This window comes from Affinirhizobium capsici, assembly GCF_977018625.1.
In genome coordinates this window covers 160,011-174,173 of record NZ_CDRNXD010000002.1, presented here as the reverse complement: position 1 = coordinate 174,173, position 14,163 = coordinate 160,011, and the positions used below count along the sequence as shown (strand labels likewise).

At 53.9% G+C, this 14,163-nt stretch carries 10 protein-coding genes; 6 read left to right on the top strand and 4 right to left on the bottom strand.

Translation table 11 applies throughout. The features are described from left to right. Nucleotide 1: 1 nt before the first annotated feature. The 4 genes from AC0JZ1_RS00855 to AC0JZ1_RS00840 all read right to left on the bottom strand — a co-directional run bounded on the left by AC0JZ1_RS00855 (nucleotide 2) and on the right by AC0JZ1_RS00840 (nucleotide 6,674). Complete coding sequence (locus tag AC0JZ1_RS00855; protein ID WP_471880553.1) at nucleotides 2–1,348, bottom strand: HlyD family type I secretion periplasmic adaptor subunit; 1,347 nt, start codon at nucleotides 1,346–1,348, stop codon at nucleotides 2–4. A gap of 5 nt (nucleotides 1,349–1,353) precedes the next feature. Further along, nucleotides 1,354–3,387: a type I secretion system permease/ATPase gene (locus tag AC0JZ1_RS00850; protein WP_471880892.1), complete on the bottom strand. Its 2,034-nt coding sequence runs from the start codon at nucleotides 3,385–3,387 to the stop codon at nucleotides 1,354–1,356. A gap of 115 nt (nucleotides 3,388–3,502) precedes the next feature. After that, a complete protein-coding gene (locus AC0JZ1_RS00845) occupies nucleotides 3,503–5,575 on the bottom strand; it encodes a hypothetical protein (protein ID WP_471880552.1) in 2,073 nt (690 codons plus the stop codon). A gap of 154 nt (nucleotides 5,576–5,729) precedes the next feature. Beyond that, complete coding sequence (locus tag AC0JZ1_RS00840; protein WP_471880551.1) at nucleotides 5,730–6,674, bottom strand: fibrinogen-binding protein; 945 nt, start codon at nucleotides 6,672–6,674, stop codon at nucleotides 5,730–5,732. Between the two features lie 690 nt (nucleotides 6,675–7,364). Between AC0JZ1_RS00840 and AC0JZ1_RS00835 the strand changes: the two genes are divergently transcribed. The 6 genes from AC0JZ1_RS00835 (at nucleotide 7,365) to AC0JZ1_RS00810 (ending at nucleotide 13,990) form a co-directional block, all read left to right on the top strand. Further along, the gene (locus AC0JZ1_RS00835; RefSeq protein WP_471880550.1) at nucleotides 7,365–8,120 is read left to right on the top strand and encodes a LuxR C-terminal-related transcriptional regulator; all 756 of its coding nucleotides are present in this window, start codon (nucleotides 7,365–7,367) and stop codon (nucleotides 8,118–8,120) included. Between the two features lie 547 nt (nucleotides 8,121–8,667). Further along, nucleotides 8,668–9,696, top strand: a complete 1,029-nt coding sequence (locus AC0JZ1_RS00830; protein WP_471880549.1) for a UDP-glucuronic acid decarboxylase family protein — start codon at nucleotides 8,668–8,670, stop codon at nucleotides 9,694–9,696. A 1-nt stretch (nucleotide 9,697) separates the two neighbouring features. Beyond that, nucleotides 9,698–10,681 carry a UDP-glucose 4-epimerase GalE gene (galE, locus tag AC0JZ1_RS00825; protein WP_471880548.1) on the top strand — a complete coding sequence of 328 codons (984 nt, stop codon included), beginning with the start codon at nucleotides 9,698–9,700 and terminating at the stop codon, nucleotides 10,679–10,681. Next, complete coding sequence (locus tag AC0JZ1_RS00820; RefSeq protein WP_471880547.1) at nucleotides 10,678–12,540, top strand: glycosyltransferase family 2 protein; 1,863 nt, start codon at nucleotides 10,678–10,680, stop codon at nucleotides 12,538–12,540. The genes galE and AC0JZ1_RS00820 overlap by 4 nt, the downstream gene beginning before the upstream one ends. After that, on the top strand, nucleotides 12,537–13,040 hold the full coding sequence (locus AC0JZ1_RS00815) for a DUF995 domain-containing protein (protein ID WP_471880546.1): 504 nt from the start codon (nucleotides 12,537–12,539) through the stop codon (nucleotides 13,038–13,040). The genes AC0JZ1_RS00820 and AC0JZ1_RS00815 overlap by 4 nt, the downstream gene beginning before the upstream one ends. Beyond that, complete coding sequence (locus AC0JZ1_RS00810) at nucleotides 13,040–13,990, top strand: glycosyl hydrolase (protein WP_471880545.1); 951 nt, start codon at nucleotides 13,040–13,042, stop codon at nucleotides 13,988–13,990. The genes AC0JZ1_RS00815 and AC0JZ1_RS00810 overlap by 1 nt, the downstream gene beginning before the upstream one ends. Nucleotides 13,991–14,163 lie beyond the last annotated feature (173 nt).

Genomic DNA, 14,163 nt, shown 5'->3' with positions numbered 1-14,163 from the left:
CCTATCGCTCCAGGAAAGCGCGGGCCATACTGTCTGTGACCGGCTTGACCAGATAGTCGAAAAAAGTGCGCTCTGAAGTCTGGATCAGGACATCCGCGGGCATGCCCGGTACGGGATGAAAATCATGCACACGTGTCAGCTCATTTTCCGGAACTTCGACACGCACAATATAGACATCCTTCGGAACGCCGACAGAAACTTCCTCCACCGAATCCGCCGAGACATAAAACACCTTTCCCTTAAGAACCGGAGTGGTGCGCCTGTTCAGGGATGAAAGTCGGATAGCAGCAGGCTGACCCTTGTGTATCTGGTCGATGGATGTGCGCAGGATCTGCGCCTCGATGATGAGCGGCACGCCTGCTGGCAGGATTTCCATGATCGGCTTACCAGTGGTAATCACGCCGCCCGACGTGTGATAGTAGGCTCGCACAACCGTTCCAGTGACAGGCGAGCGGATAACGGTGCGCTCCAGTACGCCTGCAGCCTCAACCATTTGCTCTCGCACACTATCGAGATCGGCATCTGCCGTTTCTAACGCATCGAGAGCGGCCTGTTTATTAGCGTTTACGTCGATGATTGCTTCCTGATGGAATTTGTCGATTTGCGCTTCGGTTTCGTTGATCTCACCTTGGAGGCGGGAAATTTCGCCCATGGCATCTGCAACCGCCCGCTCCACGGCCATCAGGTCCATTTTCCGGGTGTGGCCAATCTCTACGAGCTTGGCTTTGGCGTCTCGCTCTTCCGAAAGCAGGGCAAGCTGTCGCTCAAAACTGATTTTCTGCCCTTGATAACCTGCACGGCGGAATTCCAGTGACCGGATGTTCTTCTCGATCAGGTTCAACTGCTCTTCGAGCTTGATCCGCTTGCTGTTGAAGATCACCTGCTGGCTTTGAATAATGGCCGCCACATCCGGATCAGCCGCTTCTTTGGTGACGATTTCCGGCAAGGTCAATTGCTTCAGGCCCTGGGCTTCCGCACGAAGCCGCACTACAACCGCTTCAAGGCGTAAACGACGCAGTTTCAACGCACGTTCATTGGAAAGAGCGGCCGTGGGATCAAGCGTCAGAAGAACATCCCCCTCCTGCACACGGTCCCCCTCCCCTACCTTCATATCCTGAATGATGCCGCCTTCGAGGTGCTGCACGATCTTGTTATTACCCGTTGCAACGAAACTGCCTTGGGCGATGATGGCTGATGCAAGCGGTGCCGTGCTGGCCCATACCCCAAAGCCACCGAATGAAGCCAGCAACACGGAAAGACCGATGAAACAGTGGAGCCGAATGGATCGCGGAACCTCCGCATACCACTCGGGGGCTGTCGCATTTTTTACGGAGAGACCTCCCGACATGGCGCTTACCGATCCTCCAGTCGTGGTGCGGGTCGCTCACTCGTTCCCGTTTTTCCAGAAAGCGCCTTCAGCACCTCTATTCGCTCACCGAACATGGCAACGGAGCCATCTTTCAGAACAAGGATTTTATCAACCGCCTGGAGAAGAGCGGGACGCTGAGTGATCGTCACTGTGGTAATGCCGTGCTTTTTGGCGTGCAAAAGTGCATTGGCGAGAGCCTGTTCACCTTGCGTGTCGAGATTGGAGTTTGGCTCATCAAGCACAACGAGTTTTGGGTTGCCGAAGAAAGCGCGGGCGAGCGCGATCCGCTGCTTCTGGCCGCCCGAAAGTGGAGCACCATCTGCAGCGACAACGGTTTCATACCCTTGAGGAAAGCCTGCAATCAATTCATGCACATCGGCCAGAACGGCTGCCTGATAAATCTCGCGATCATCCACGTCATCGCGCATTCGGCTGATATTTGCCTTAATCGTGCCGGGGAACAACTGGACGTCTTGGGGAAGGTAGCCAATGCTTTCACCAAACTGCCGCTGGTCCCAATTGCGTAGATCCATAAGATCGAGCCGCACATTGCCGGAAGTGGGCAAAATTGAACCGACCAGCATCTTACCGAGTGTCGTTTTACCCGATCCGGAATTACCGATAATGGCAAGCGACTCCCCCTTTTTCAGCGAGAAGGAAATTCCGTTCAGAATGACTTTCTTCTGTGGCGGCGGAACGAATAGAATGCGCTCAACTTCAAGCCTTCCCTCCGGGTTTGGCAAACGCAGACGTGGAAAATTCAAAGGCGAATTGACGAGCAGTCCCTTGATACGTCCGTAAGCAGCGGCTGACTTATTGAACTGGTGCCACCCTTCGATAGCACCTTCCACGGGCGCCAGCGCACGGCCAGAAACAATCGAAGCCGCAATAACCATCCCCCCCGTAAGCTCGCCAGAAAGCGAAAGATGCGCGCCCCAACCAAGCAGAGCGACCTGTGTGATCATGCGCGCACCCTTTGAGAAGCCTGTGAAGACAATATTACGATCCTGGGCCGCCACATGCGCTTTCAGAGAACCTGCGGTTTCGTGCCCCCACATGCGTACCGCTTCGGGGATCATCGCCATGGCATTGATGATTTGCGAATTTCGCGCCATCGATTCCAGATGGAAATTGGCGCGGGTGAGATATCCGTTCGCCTCGGCAAATTGGCGAGCCGTGAACCTCTGGTTAAGCCAGGCGATGATGAAAAGAACTGCGCAGCACGTTAGAATGATCAGTCCCAGATGCGGATGGACGAGATAAACGACAATCACGAAAAGCGGCATCAAAGGTGCATCGAGAAAGGCGACCAACGTGCCAGAGGTGAGGAATGAACGTATCTGCTGCAGATCCTGCAGGGTCTGATAATCCTTGCCGGTGCCATGCAGCGATGCGCGGGCAGCGGCGCTGAGGATCGGTGCGCCCAATTGCACCTCCATTTCCACTGCTGTGCGCATGAGAATGAAACGTCGAATGGAATCCAGAAAGGCCTGGAGGACAACGGCACCGAGGATGATGCTCGTCAACATGATCAGCGTATCTATCGAACGGCTGGTCAAGACACGGTCTGAAATTTGAAACAAATAGAGCGGAATGGCTAGCACCAGCACGTTGATGGCAATGGTGAAGACCATGACAATTGCCATATTGCGCCGCATCGTCGCGATGGCTTTGGCAAGGCTTGCGGCAAAATTGGTAGGGCCGCTGCGTTTGTGAAAGCCACTGTGGCCGCCACCGCCGCCGCCTCCACCACCGCCGTCCGTGGCTTTGCCGTTATCGCCATTGCCGGACCCGGGACGTAAATCCTTGAATTGAAGCGGTCCTTTTTCACCCTCGATCGTTTTGCCAAGTGGCATTGTGGGCGAAACCCGCGCATCCACATCCGGGGTCTTAGCGGTTTCTTCGGTTTGAGGCTTAGACAACTGGCGAATATCATCCACGGCCTTGTCTATAGCCGAGATGCATATCTCCGTAAGTTGGTCATCAGATGGAGAAGTGCCGGCAGGTTGTCGAGCCATATCCGGACTGTTCGGAACCGGCTTTCCGGTGATCCACCGAGGTACTTGCGAGTTCACGATAAAATCCCCCAAAGCTTCGTTTTCGCAGCTGTCTCGTCGCTTAGTTTCCAATTCCTCATGCAACTGCGGTCTGCATCACATCAACAGGATGGGCGAGGGACCAAGATAGGTCATGTCCGCCGTTGATGATGCCATCCTGCGCTGGCGCGCCCTCCCCCGCCTCGTCCCCGAGAAACGCGATAACTTCATTCGCCAGTCTCGGTGTGGTCGCTTGGGGTGTCGTGTCATCAGGTTCGATGATGCCGCTCTGGATGAGGATGGAGTCGGAATAGAGTTGACCGCCTACATAGGTCGTTCCGCCAAAGCTGTCATAATCCATGATGGAAGCAATGTTGACGACTGCATTGCTGCCGGTATCAACGCTGATGGTCGCATCCGGTGAATGGGCAGCTGCATCATTCGCCATTTGCCGAACGTGATCTGCATCTCCCAGCACGTTGACCTGCTTGATGATGGAGACGTCATAAAGATTGCCGGTAATATAGAGAACGTTCAGATGGCTGAGACCCTCGAAGTTTTCGTTTTGGGCTAGTGAAGTGGGCATGGACGGATCGCGTGCCTCAATGGCATCCACGGCATCCCGCATCCCTTGCGCCATAGGTTCGAACCGGTCTGGCGAGCCGACCTCATGAATGGAAGCGCCATTCCAGATGAGATTATTGCCGGTTTGGGCCGTGAAGCCCTCTCCGTAGCTCTCGGCAGAAATCCAATCATTGTCATAGAGAACGGAAATCTGACTAATGATGTTCATGTCGAGCACATGGCCGCCGACGATGATAAGATCATATTGCAGGCTCAAGCCGAAGTAATTCGCGAGATTGACTGCTGCATTGCCCCCGATGATGACGGAAGTATCCGTTCCCATGAAGGTGAGCTTCATCTGATCGTTATCAGTGACGAAATTATACTGCTCGATCCAATTCACAAAGCTGACATCACCATCTACGACGCTCACGCGCCAACTCTGTGGAAAGACCGGATCATCGTTATCGGCGCTGTTATTTGAAGCAGGGGATTGGCCCCAATCCGAATGGGTAAACGTTGCGAGATTGATCGCCGTCGTTCCAAGCGAATGGAAAGGATCGGTTAGTGGATCACTGGAACCATCGCTGCCGGAATCATGCGAAAGACTGTCATGATCGCTATAGACGTAGGACTGGCTGATGACATTGAGCTGGTGGTAATCACCCATGACGCTGAGTACGGGGGAGACGATGCCAACGTCCGTCAAGTTCACAATGTTCGCGGAAACATTGGCTCCGGCGGCAACGACAAGCGCATCATGCGCTGGCGACTTCTCCTCCAACGAAACATCACTCTTTTCCGGCTTCTCGGGTGGTGCGGCAATTCCACGTTCTGGCATTAGCTCATCAAGTATGGGCGGCGCAGATACCATCTGACCATTCATGTAGACGCCGGAAAGCGTGTGGCCGGAAACCGCAAGAGAATGCTCTCCATGCTCGAGTGCTTCCTCGATGGTGACCAGTGAAGCCAATGACTGAGTTTGAACTTGCTGCTGCAGGGTCTGCGCGAAGTCGTGCCCCTCGTGCCAGATGTCTTTCAGTTCTACGAGATTATCCGTGCGATGAAGATCACTGAATGGGGTCTGCGCTGACGCAAGTGCCGTATAGTCCTGTAAGCGCTGATTTACGAATTGAAGATCGACCGTATCCCGCTTGTCATCAACGAGATTAAGGAAATCATCGTCTTGCATTAGGTTGACCTGAACCATGTGCGATATGGCAGAACCCGGCCCCACATGGACTTTCAGAAATTCCGGTGGCTCGTACACGGGTGATGCTATTGGTCGAGGCGTACCGGTTTCGACATCAAAGAAGTAACGCGTGCCACGTGCTTCTTCAGGTAATTGGTCGAGACGCTGGGGAACCCATTTTGCAGGCAGCAGCCTCATATGCGGGCCGACATAATTCACCTGCGGATTATAATCCTCCAATGCAAGATCGGAAGCAAAGCCTGGTGCGAGGGGGGTTATGGGCCCAGAAGGCGTGTCTGGATCATCGACGACAGCGCCGCCATTCGGGGTTTGCCGAAGTCTCATTTCTTCGGTCACCAGATCGAAGTGGCCGATGAAATGGGCGATTATTTCGGTAATCTTGTCTGCGTACATGTCCCCGCCTCCCACGTTTCATCCGCATCCTGGATGCGATCCCTCCCCTCACTGCCAATACGGAAGACGAGGGTGATGTGCACGTGTTTCGAACGTCATTGCTGCACCGGCCTCGCTGTGCCGGTGCAGGCTGTCTTGCTGTTGACGGATGACGTCAGTGGCCGGTGTCTTCGCCGACATTGCTTGTATGCGAGTCACCGCCGATGACACTGCTGTCGATGGCGTTGCTCAGCATGTTTGCACCCTGAACGAACTCGAAGTGGAAGCCCGAATTCGCGAGAATCGCCGAGGCATCGGCCGTGCTCGTGCCGGTTGCGTCGTCGCCCGTCTTGAGGTCCCAGCCCTTGCCGTCCATATCCATGCCGATTGCGCCATGCGCTTCGCCTGCATTGGCCGACAGATGGTTTTCCGCACCGGAATTCTCCATCCGAACTTCCCAAGCAGCATCCTGATCGGCGAGGTGGTTGGCCTGAACCGCGCTGAAGCCTGAGTCATTGCCCTCACCATTCAGCGAGCCATTCAGGATGTTGTCGACATCGAGCGTAAACGAGAAATCATCACCAAGATTGAAGGTGAGATCGCCGCCTGCGATACCCAAATTGCCGAAGTCTTTTACATCTTCGAGCACTGCAAAATCAGTATCGCTGCTGTTGAAGCTACCCGTTGCCGTATGATCATCGGTCACCGAATGATTGTCCGTGATCGTTTTAATGTCCGTATCGGTTTCGGTATTGGTATGCGTGAATGACTTGCTGTCATAGCTCCAGTCATAATCTGAGCTGACCTTGGTCTCGGTATTGGTGATGATCTGGGTATCATTGTCCGAGATATTGTCATTGTCGGAGATGGACTTGCTGTCATAGCTCCAATCATAACTGTTATCGCGGTTTGAACCGTTGTTCAGCTCAAGATTGGCCTTAAGATCGAGATCAACGCTGTTGTCGGTGTTGTTGCGGTTATCGCCATTGGCCATTCCGCCGACATAACCTGTCGAGCCATCGTCAACTTCAGTCGAGTTGATAGCACTGTTGGCGAAACCTTCTGCGAGAGCGCCAACAGCCGTGGTGTTTGTTTCGTTGGAACCGTGAGGGTAAGACATGCCATTCCTCCTTCGTTGATGACCGGAGCGCAGACACAATCCCTTTCATCTTCAACGGGACTTTTGTGCTTAAAATGCTCCGAATTTGGGATGCAGGCGTGCACTTCACACAAACGCCTGCGGCGATGCTTTCCGGGGAGAAGACACAGATAAGCAATCCGCAAAGCTATACATGCGGCGGATGCACCGTGATTTCGTTACCGGCGTTGAGATCGGAGCGAACCATTCCCTTTACTCGTTACACCGGCGGTTCCATCCGATGCCCCAACTCAACCGCAATTCGAATTGTCTTGATAGACACGAAATCTGATTAGCCCATTCAATACGGCAAACGAGGCCCTGGCTTAGCTAGCAGTGGAGGTAGTGACAGCGGTGGTATCTTGTCACTGAGTGAAACGGCGGTGAAATCGTTACGGACCAGAGTGGGCTAGTCAGTTCGCGTAATGCGCCCCACCGTTTGCTTTAGGAAGATCAACGCTGGTTGATACCACTATAGTTAATGCGAAATCAGCGCGAAGAATCAGAGCGCTAGATCGAGAACTCCCAAGAAAGCAATACAGGTTGGAGCCAGATAACCCAAAATGGTGATTGGTACCCCCAATATTTTCGTCTAACATTCATAATAAATAATTAATAAGAGCCGGCTGAGTTAGGGAAGTCACAAGTCGTCAGTTTCATTGGGGGGCAGTGATGTTTATGACAGAGTCTCACGAACCAAGGAATACCAGGGATTTCGCTCACAAGATCGGGCCCAGCACCATTGCGATGATCTCGGCAAGTGATCTCCTGGCAGAATGTATTACGGAAGTACTATCCAAAAATTTTGCGGACCACGAAATTCTTCGCATGCGTTCTGTTTATGACCAGCGTCATGCGGAACTCATGTCTTCTCAACTGATTTTGCTCTACAGGCCAAGCGCGAGCGACGTCCTGCATATCATAGATTTATTTGACGAGAACGATATGGATGCCTCTGTAGGAATTGTGGTGGAGAGCCTTGATGCCGCGGAGAATCTGTTGCGTTCATTGCCGGAAAACAACGTTATCAACGGTATTCTACCCTTGGACATGCGTCTTGACGTGTTCATGGCGACTATACAACTGCTGATGAAGGGCGGTGAGCATTTTCCGTCCGCCTTGCTGCAACGTCTGCGCCGAACTTCCCAACCCGCAATTCTTCCGAACCTGGATGCTGAGAGGCACACCTCTCCATCAACCAGTCTCTCTCGATTTGCTTCCGGGGCAATGGCTTTGACAGCGCGCGAGATCCAGATTTTGGATCTGCTCTGTAAAGGTACGCAGAACAAGATTATTGCAGACCGTCTCCGTGTATCCGAGAACACCGTCAAGGTACACATCCGAAACATCTATAAAAAGATGCACGTGCGCAATCGCACCGAAGCTGCGTCTCGCTTTTTCGATATGGATCGAAATGGGGAAGGCTGAGGATATGGCGCTAGCGTAGGACGCAGCGTGCCTTCTGGCCAAACCCGCTGGGCGTGCAGATATAAGGTGAAGCCGAAAACTGATGTGGCTCAACGGGCGTGAGCGCTGCCGTTTGCATCGGGTCAATGAGAGTGGCGCTCACGACCTTCAGTTTGCGGACTGGTTTTTGGAGATCGGATGCAGAAGGTTTAGGAGCGACCGCTGCATGCGAGGCGGGATCTGGCGATAGGGATGAGCAGGAGGAAATCGACCCGACTGTAGCCACAATCCCCATCAGCATGACGAATTCTGAAATTCGGGCCAAAGGCCTTCTCCTTATCCTCACCCGCTACGTTGAGAGCGCGGTTATGGATACCGCTCGCTTCAACAGTACTAGGCTTAGTTCTTAAGCTACTCCATTTTAGTGATAACATTATTGATTATTGATTAACTTTTATCCTCGTGGCTCAATAACTCAATGATTTCCGCAGTATCGCCGGTTTGAACGGGGCGTCTTTCGCCACGCTGGAACCCTCATGTTTGCAGTAGCCGTGTTGGAGTGGGTGCTATGAGTCGAATTCTTTCCGTTCGAGATGGGTTTCAGAAGCAAACCGGTACTGCCGTTGCAGCCGACGCGCTGGTCCTAGGCGGAGCGGGCTTCTTTGGGTCGCATCTTTGTGAGCGCTTGCTCAACGACAGCTTCAGCGTCGCCTGCATTGACAACTTTTCCACCGGACGTCGAAGCAATATTGCGCATCTGGCGACAAGACAGGGTTTCACTGCAATTCACCACGATGTCCGCCTTCCTTTCAAAGCGGAGGCGCCGCTCATTTTCAATCTGGCCTCCCCCGCCTCACCCATTGATTACCAACGTGATCCGATTGGAACCCTCACGACCAATGTCATCGGAGCCATTAACTGCCTCAACCTGGCGAAACGGAACCGTGCGGTTGTGGTGCAAGCCTCCACCTCCGAGGTTTATGGCGATCCCTTCCAACACCCGCAACAGGAAGGCTATTGGGGTAACGTGAACCCGATTGGACCACGTGCCTGCTATGACGAAGGCAAACGCAGCGCAGAAACCCTGTTTTTCGACTATCACCGCATGCATCAGGTGAAAATCAAGGTGATCCGGATTTTCAACACATATGGCCCGCGCATGCGGCTGGATGATGGACGCGTCGTTTCAAACTTTATCGTGCAGGCTCTGAAAAACGAGGATATGACTATCTATGGCGACGGACTGCAGACGAGATCCCTTTGCTACGTCGATGACCTCGTAGAAGGTTTCATTCGGATGAGCCGCACCGATGACCAGGTGACCGGCCCGACCAATCTTGGTAATCCGGTCGAATATCCCGTCCTACAATTGGCGCATATTATTCGCGCATTGACGGGTTCACGCTCTCGTATCGTGCACTTGCCCGCAGCAGTCGACGACCCGCGACAGCGCCGGCCGGATATTGCCAAGGCTCAAGCCGAACTCGATTGGAAACCTACTGTCCAGGTGGAGGAGGGGCTAAAGCGCACAGTCCGTTATTTCGAAAGAGTGCTGGCCCAAGCCGACAACTTCCACAGCTCGTTCGAGGTGGCGTGATATGGTTCAGCATGTCCTCGTCACCGGGGGCGCTGGCTTTATCGGCAGCCATATCTGCAAAGCGCTTCGCCATGCCGGTTTTACACCCGTAGTTTACGATAATCTCTCAACCGGCCATGCTAATCAGGTGCGGTGGGGGCCTTTGATCACCGCCGACCTCGGCGATAGCACCCGACTTTTAGGGTGCCTGGATACCTATCGTCCCTTAGCCGTCGTTCATTGCGCCGCCAGCGCATATGTCGGAGAATCCATTGAAAACCCCCGACGCTACTATGAAAATAATGTCGTTAAGGGTCTCTGTCTTCTGTCATCCTGCCTTGATGCAGGTGTGAATAATATCGTTTTTTCAAGTAGTTGTGCTACATATGGTTTCTGCGAGCAGCTACCGATAAGCGAGAGTTCAGCCCAGGTACCCATCAACCCCTACGGACGGACCAAACTCATTTTGGAAATGGCGCTTGACGATTATGCGATGGCCTATGGGCAACGCTATGTCACGCTTCGCTATTTTAACGCTGCCGGTGCTGATCCAGATCGCGAGCTGTTTGAGCGGCATGATCCAGAAACGCATCTCATTCCACGCGCCTTGATGGCAGCAGCAGGCCAGATTGAGGCACTCGATATTTTCGGCACCGACTATGCGACGCATGATGGCACCTGCGTTCGTGATTACGTGCACGTTTCGGATCTTGCGCAGGCTCATGTAGCGGCTGTGCACCATTTGCTTAACGGGGGCGGAAATCTCCGGCTCAATCTTGGCTCTGGCAAAGGCTACTCGATTTTCGACATAACAACGGCAATTACTGATCTCATTGGAGCCGACGTACCAATTCGGTGTTCGCCGCGCCGTTCAGGCGACCCGGCAAGACTCGTTGCGGACGCAACTGCTGCAAGGGTTACCTTGGGGTTTTCCGCCGAACGTTCTACTCTGCGGGACATCATTTTGACCGCAGCTCCGGGTTTCGGCTTGAGGGTAAGACCATGAAGCTGGTTCGCCCTCTCCCAACCTGCACAACGGCGCACCTTTTACCGGTTTTCCAGGGTTGGGCGCGCCGGGTCTATATGCTCTTCATTCTTCTGTGGTGCGTCGCCCTCGCCTATTTCTGGGCCTGGTGGTTGAACCCCGAGCACATCGATCGTTGGTCCACCTTTGTTCTGCTCACGCTCGTCATGGCGTGGATTACCCTCGTTCCAGCCTATTTCATTTTTCTTTTCTACTTCGGCAAACGGGTCAATCCGCTTTCACCTTTGGCTGAAGGTCGTGTTGCGATGGTAGTGACCAAGGCACCGTCCGAACCATTCGAAGTCGTTAAGCGCACGCTGCTTGCCATGATGCAGCAGAATTGCGCAATTCAGCCTGATGTGTGGCTGGCAGACGAAGATCCATCCGATGAAGTTAAAGCGTGGTGTGCCGCAAATAGCGTCGGCATTTCGAGCCGTAAAGGCGTGGTTGCCTATCATCGGAGTGAATGGCCGCGACGTACACGCTGTAAGGAAGGTAATCTCGCATATTTCTACGATACTGTAGGATACGATCGTTACGATTTCGTCGCTCAATTCGACGCTGACCACGCCCCTGATCCGGGCTATCTTGCGGCGGTCCTCAGAGCCTTTAACGATCCCCAAGTCGGTTACGTGTCCGCTCCCAGTATATGCGATGCGAACGCGGCGCGAAGGTGGGCAGCACGAGGTCGTTTGTTTGCCGAAGCAAGCCTCCACGGGGCATTGCAATTAGGCTATAATAACGGCTGGGCCCCCCTCTGCATTGGCTCCCATTACGCAGTCCGAACCAAGGCACTGAAGCAGATCGGTGGCCTAGGCCCAGAACTTGCGGAAGATCACTCCACCACCCTGATGATGAATGCGCATGGATGGCGCGGGCTTCATGCTGTGGATGCAATTGCGCATGGCGATGGGCCGGAAACGTTCACTGATCTGGCAATCCAAGAATTTCAGTGGTCGCGAAGCCTGACGACAATTCTTTTGAGATACTCGCCGCGTTACGTTCGAGGCCTGCCTGCCAAGCTGCGATTTCAGTTTCTCTTCGCGCAGCTTTGGTATCCGTTATCATCGCTGTTTATGCTTGTCATTTTTGCTCTGCCGCTTGTGGCTCTGATCTCTGGCAGATCACTGGCTTTGGTGACTTGGCCAGCATTCATGCTGCATTCTTTGCCTATCTCTGCAGTTCTCATCGCGGCTGCTTTCTTTTGGCGGGCCACCAGGTTTTATCGTCCTTCTAATGCCAAGCTTTTCGGCTGGGAAGTCATTGCCTTTATTTGTTTGCGCTGGCCTTGGGCGCTCCTTGGTTGCCTGTTTGCGCTTCGCGATCACCTCTGCAACGGGTTCGTTGATTTTCGGATCACACCGAAGGGGCGGGGTGCAACTTCAGCACTAACCCCTTACGTACTCGCGCCTTATTTCTCTTTGTCCCTAACCACCGCAATTGTCATAGCCTGCGCACCATCCGATGGCGCGGCACACGGCTTCTTCATTTTCTCATTCATCAACATCGTTCTGTATGCAGGTGGCGCCTACCTCATCCTCGCACGACACGTCATGGAGCAGGGTTTGAGAGCGGCACCGACCATGTCGACAATAGGTGCGACGGCTGTTGCCTCACTGTTCGTATTCCTCGCCCCACTGTCCACACTTGAGGAACAGGCTCCGCTTGCAGTTGCGTCGCTAGCGGAAGGCCAGAACTTTGTGCGCCTCACGCAGACCCAATTTAAGGTGGCCGGTGCCGGTCTGGGCGGCAAATCGACAATCAATAAATTCCGCGTTCAGTGGGTCGGCCCAAGGAATGACGGATATTCGCGCTTGTGGGCCGCGGAGGGCAGAACATGAAATTCTACGCAACAGCCGTAAGCCTAGCCCTGATCACGCTTCTCACTTCGACCGGAGACGTTTTTGCGGCAGAGGCCTCCCAATCCGTCACGCCACTGACTGCGCAAGACCTGTCGAGCCTCTACGGAGACAAGACCTGGCGATGGAATTCGGGCGGCGGCAGGTTTTCTCTCAAAGGGATGCGGTTCATCGCCTACACGACTGAGAAGGGTAAATCGTCCATTGGTGTAGGTCGCTGGACAATCGATGATAACGGCAAGCTGTGCATATTCGCGCGATGGACATCTCGTGATGGCGGGGGACCTGCCGCAACCTGCTTTGGCCATATGCGGGCAGGGCGCGTGATCTTCCAACGCCGACACCCAGATGGCAAGTGGTACATTTTTCGCCACGCGAAAATCAGGGCATCTGATGAAGTCCGGAAACTCACTGCCACTGATACGGTCACGGCACCGGCCATTCGTTTCCAGCAATCGCTTCGGCTCAAACAGAAAGGGTGATGATCATGCCACGGATATCGAGACGAAGCTTTTCTATCTTAGCCTTGACTGCGGGTGGCCTTGCAGGCTCAGGCATGCTGAGCCGCTCCATAGCCAACCTTCCAGATAAGCAGGCCATTCGAGACAAGCGCCCTTTGTTGAGAGATGGCGGGCTTGCCTTTGGAGCCTACGATCCTTGGGGGGATTTTGGGAGCCAAACAGGCGTTGCAACTGAGGCACTTTTCCTACCCTGGGAGGATGTAGACCTTTCATCGCTTAAAGCTGCCGATAGCTACGCCTCGGCGCGTAGTCGAAACCTGCTGATCACCATTGAGCCGTGGTCATGGGACGAGAACTGGCGCATTTCCAGCGATGAACTGAAACGGCGTATCCTCAACGGCACTTATGACGGAAATATGCGCGAGATTTCCAAAGTGGCTGGCAGCCTCACACGCCCCGTGGTTATTCGCTGGGCGCAAGAGATGGAGGATACCACTGGCCGCTTCTCCTGGGCGGGTTGGGCACCTGAGGAGTTTAAAGCCGCTTGGCGACGGATGATTGGCATTGCTCGTCAGGAAGCACCCAGCGCTCGATTTATGTGGTCGCCGAAGGGTCTCCCAAACTTGACCGGATATTATCCCGGCAACGATCAGGTCGACCTTATCGGGCTTTCTGTATTCGGGTTGGAGCAATTCGACCGGCTTGCCTTCGGTGCGCCACGCACTTTCGCAGAGGCGCTTAGACCAGGCTACGAACTCGTTGCTCCCTTTGGCAAAGAAGTCTGGGTTGCCGAACTCGGCTATGAAGGCGGTGATGCTTATGTATCAGGCTGGATGAATGACGCCACAGTCCGCCCTGAATTTGCATCATCCCTTACTGAAGTTGTATACTTCAACGACCGGGAGGTGCATCCTTGGCCTATGAACCTTGGCAGACCGGACTGGCGGGTTGTGAGGCAGGCTAACCTCTGAGCATCCTTGCAGCGCCCGTCACACCGGTCGAGTGTCTGATCTTACTCCAGTTCCCCGCGGGGAACCGATAAAAGGAGGCTTCCCGCTCTTTGACCCTAGTTCCCCGCGGGGAACTTTTGGGCCATTCCTCCCTCATCCGAATCGATATAAGTTTGTAGTTGCGCTGAATAGGC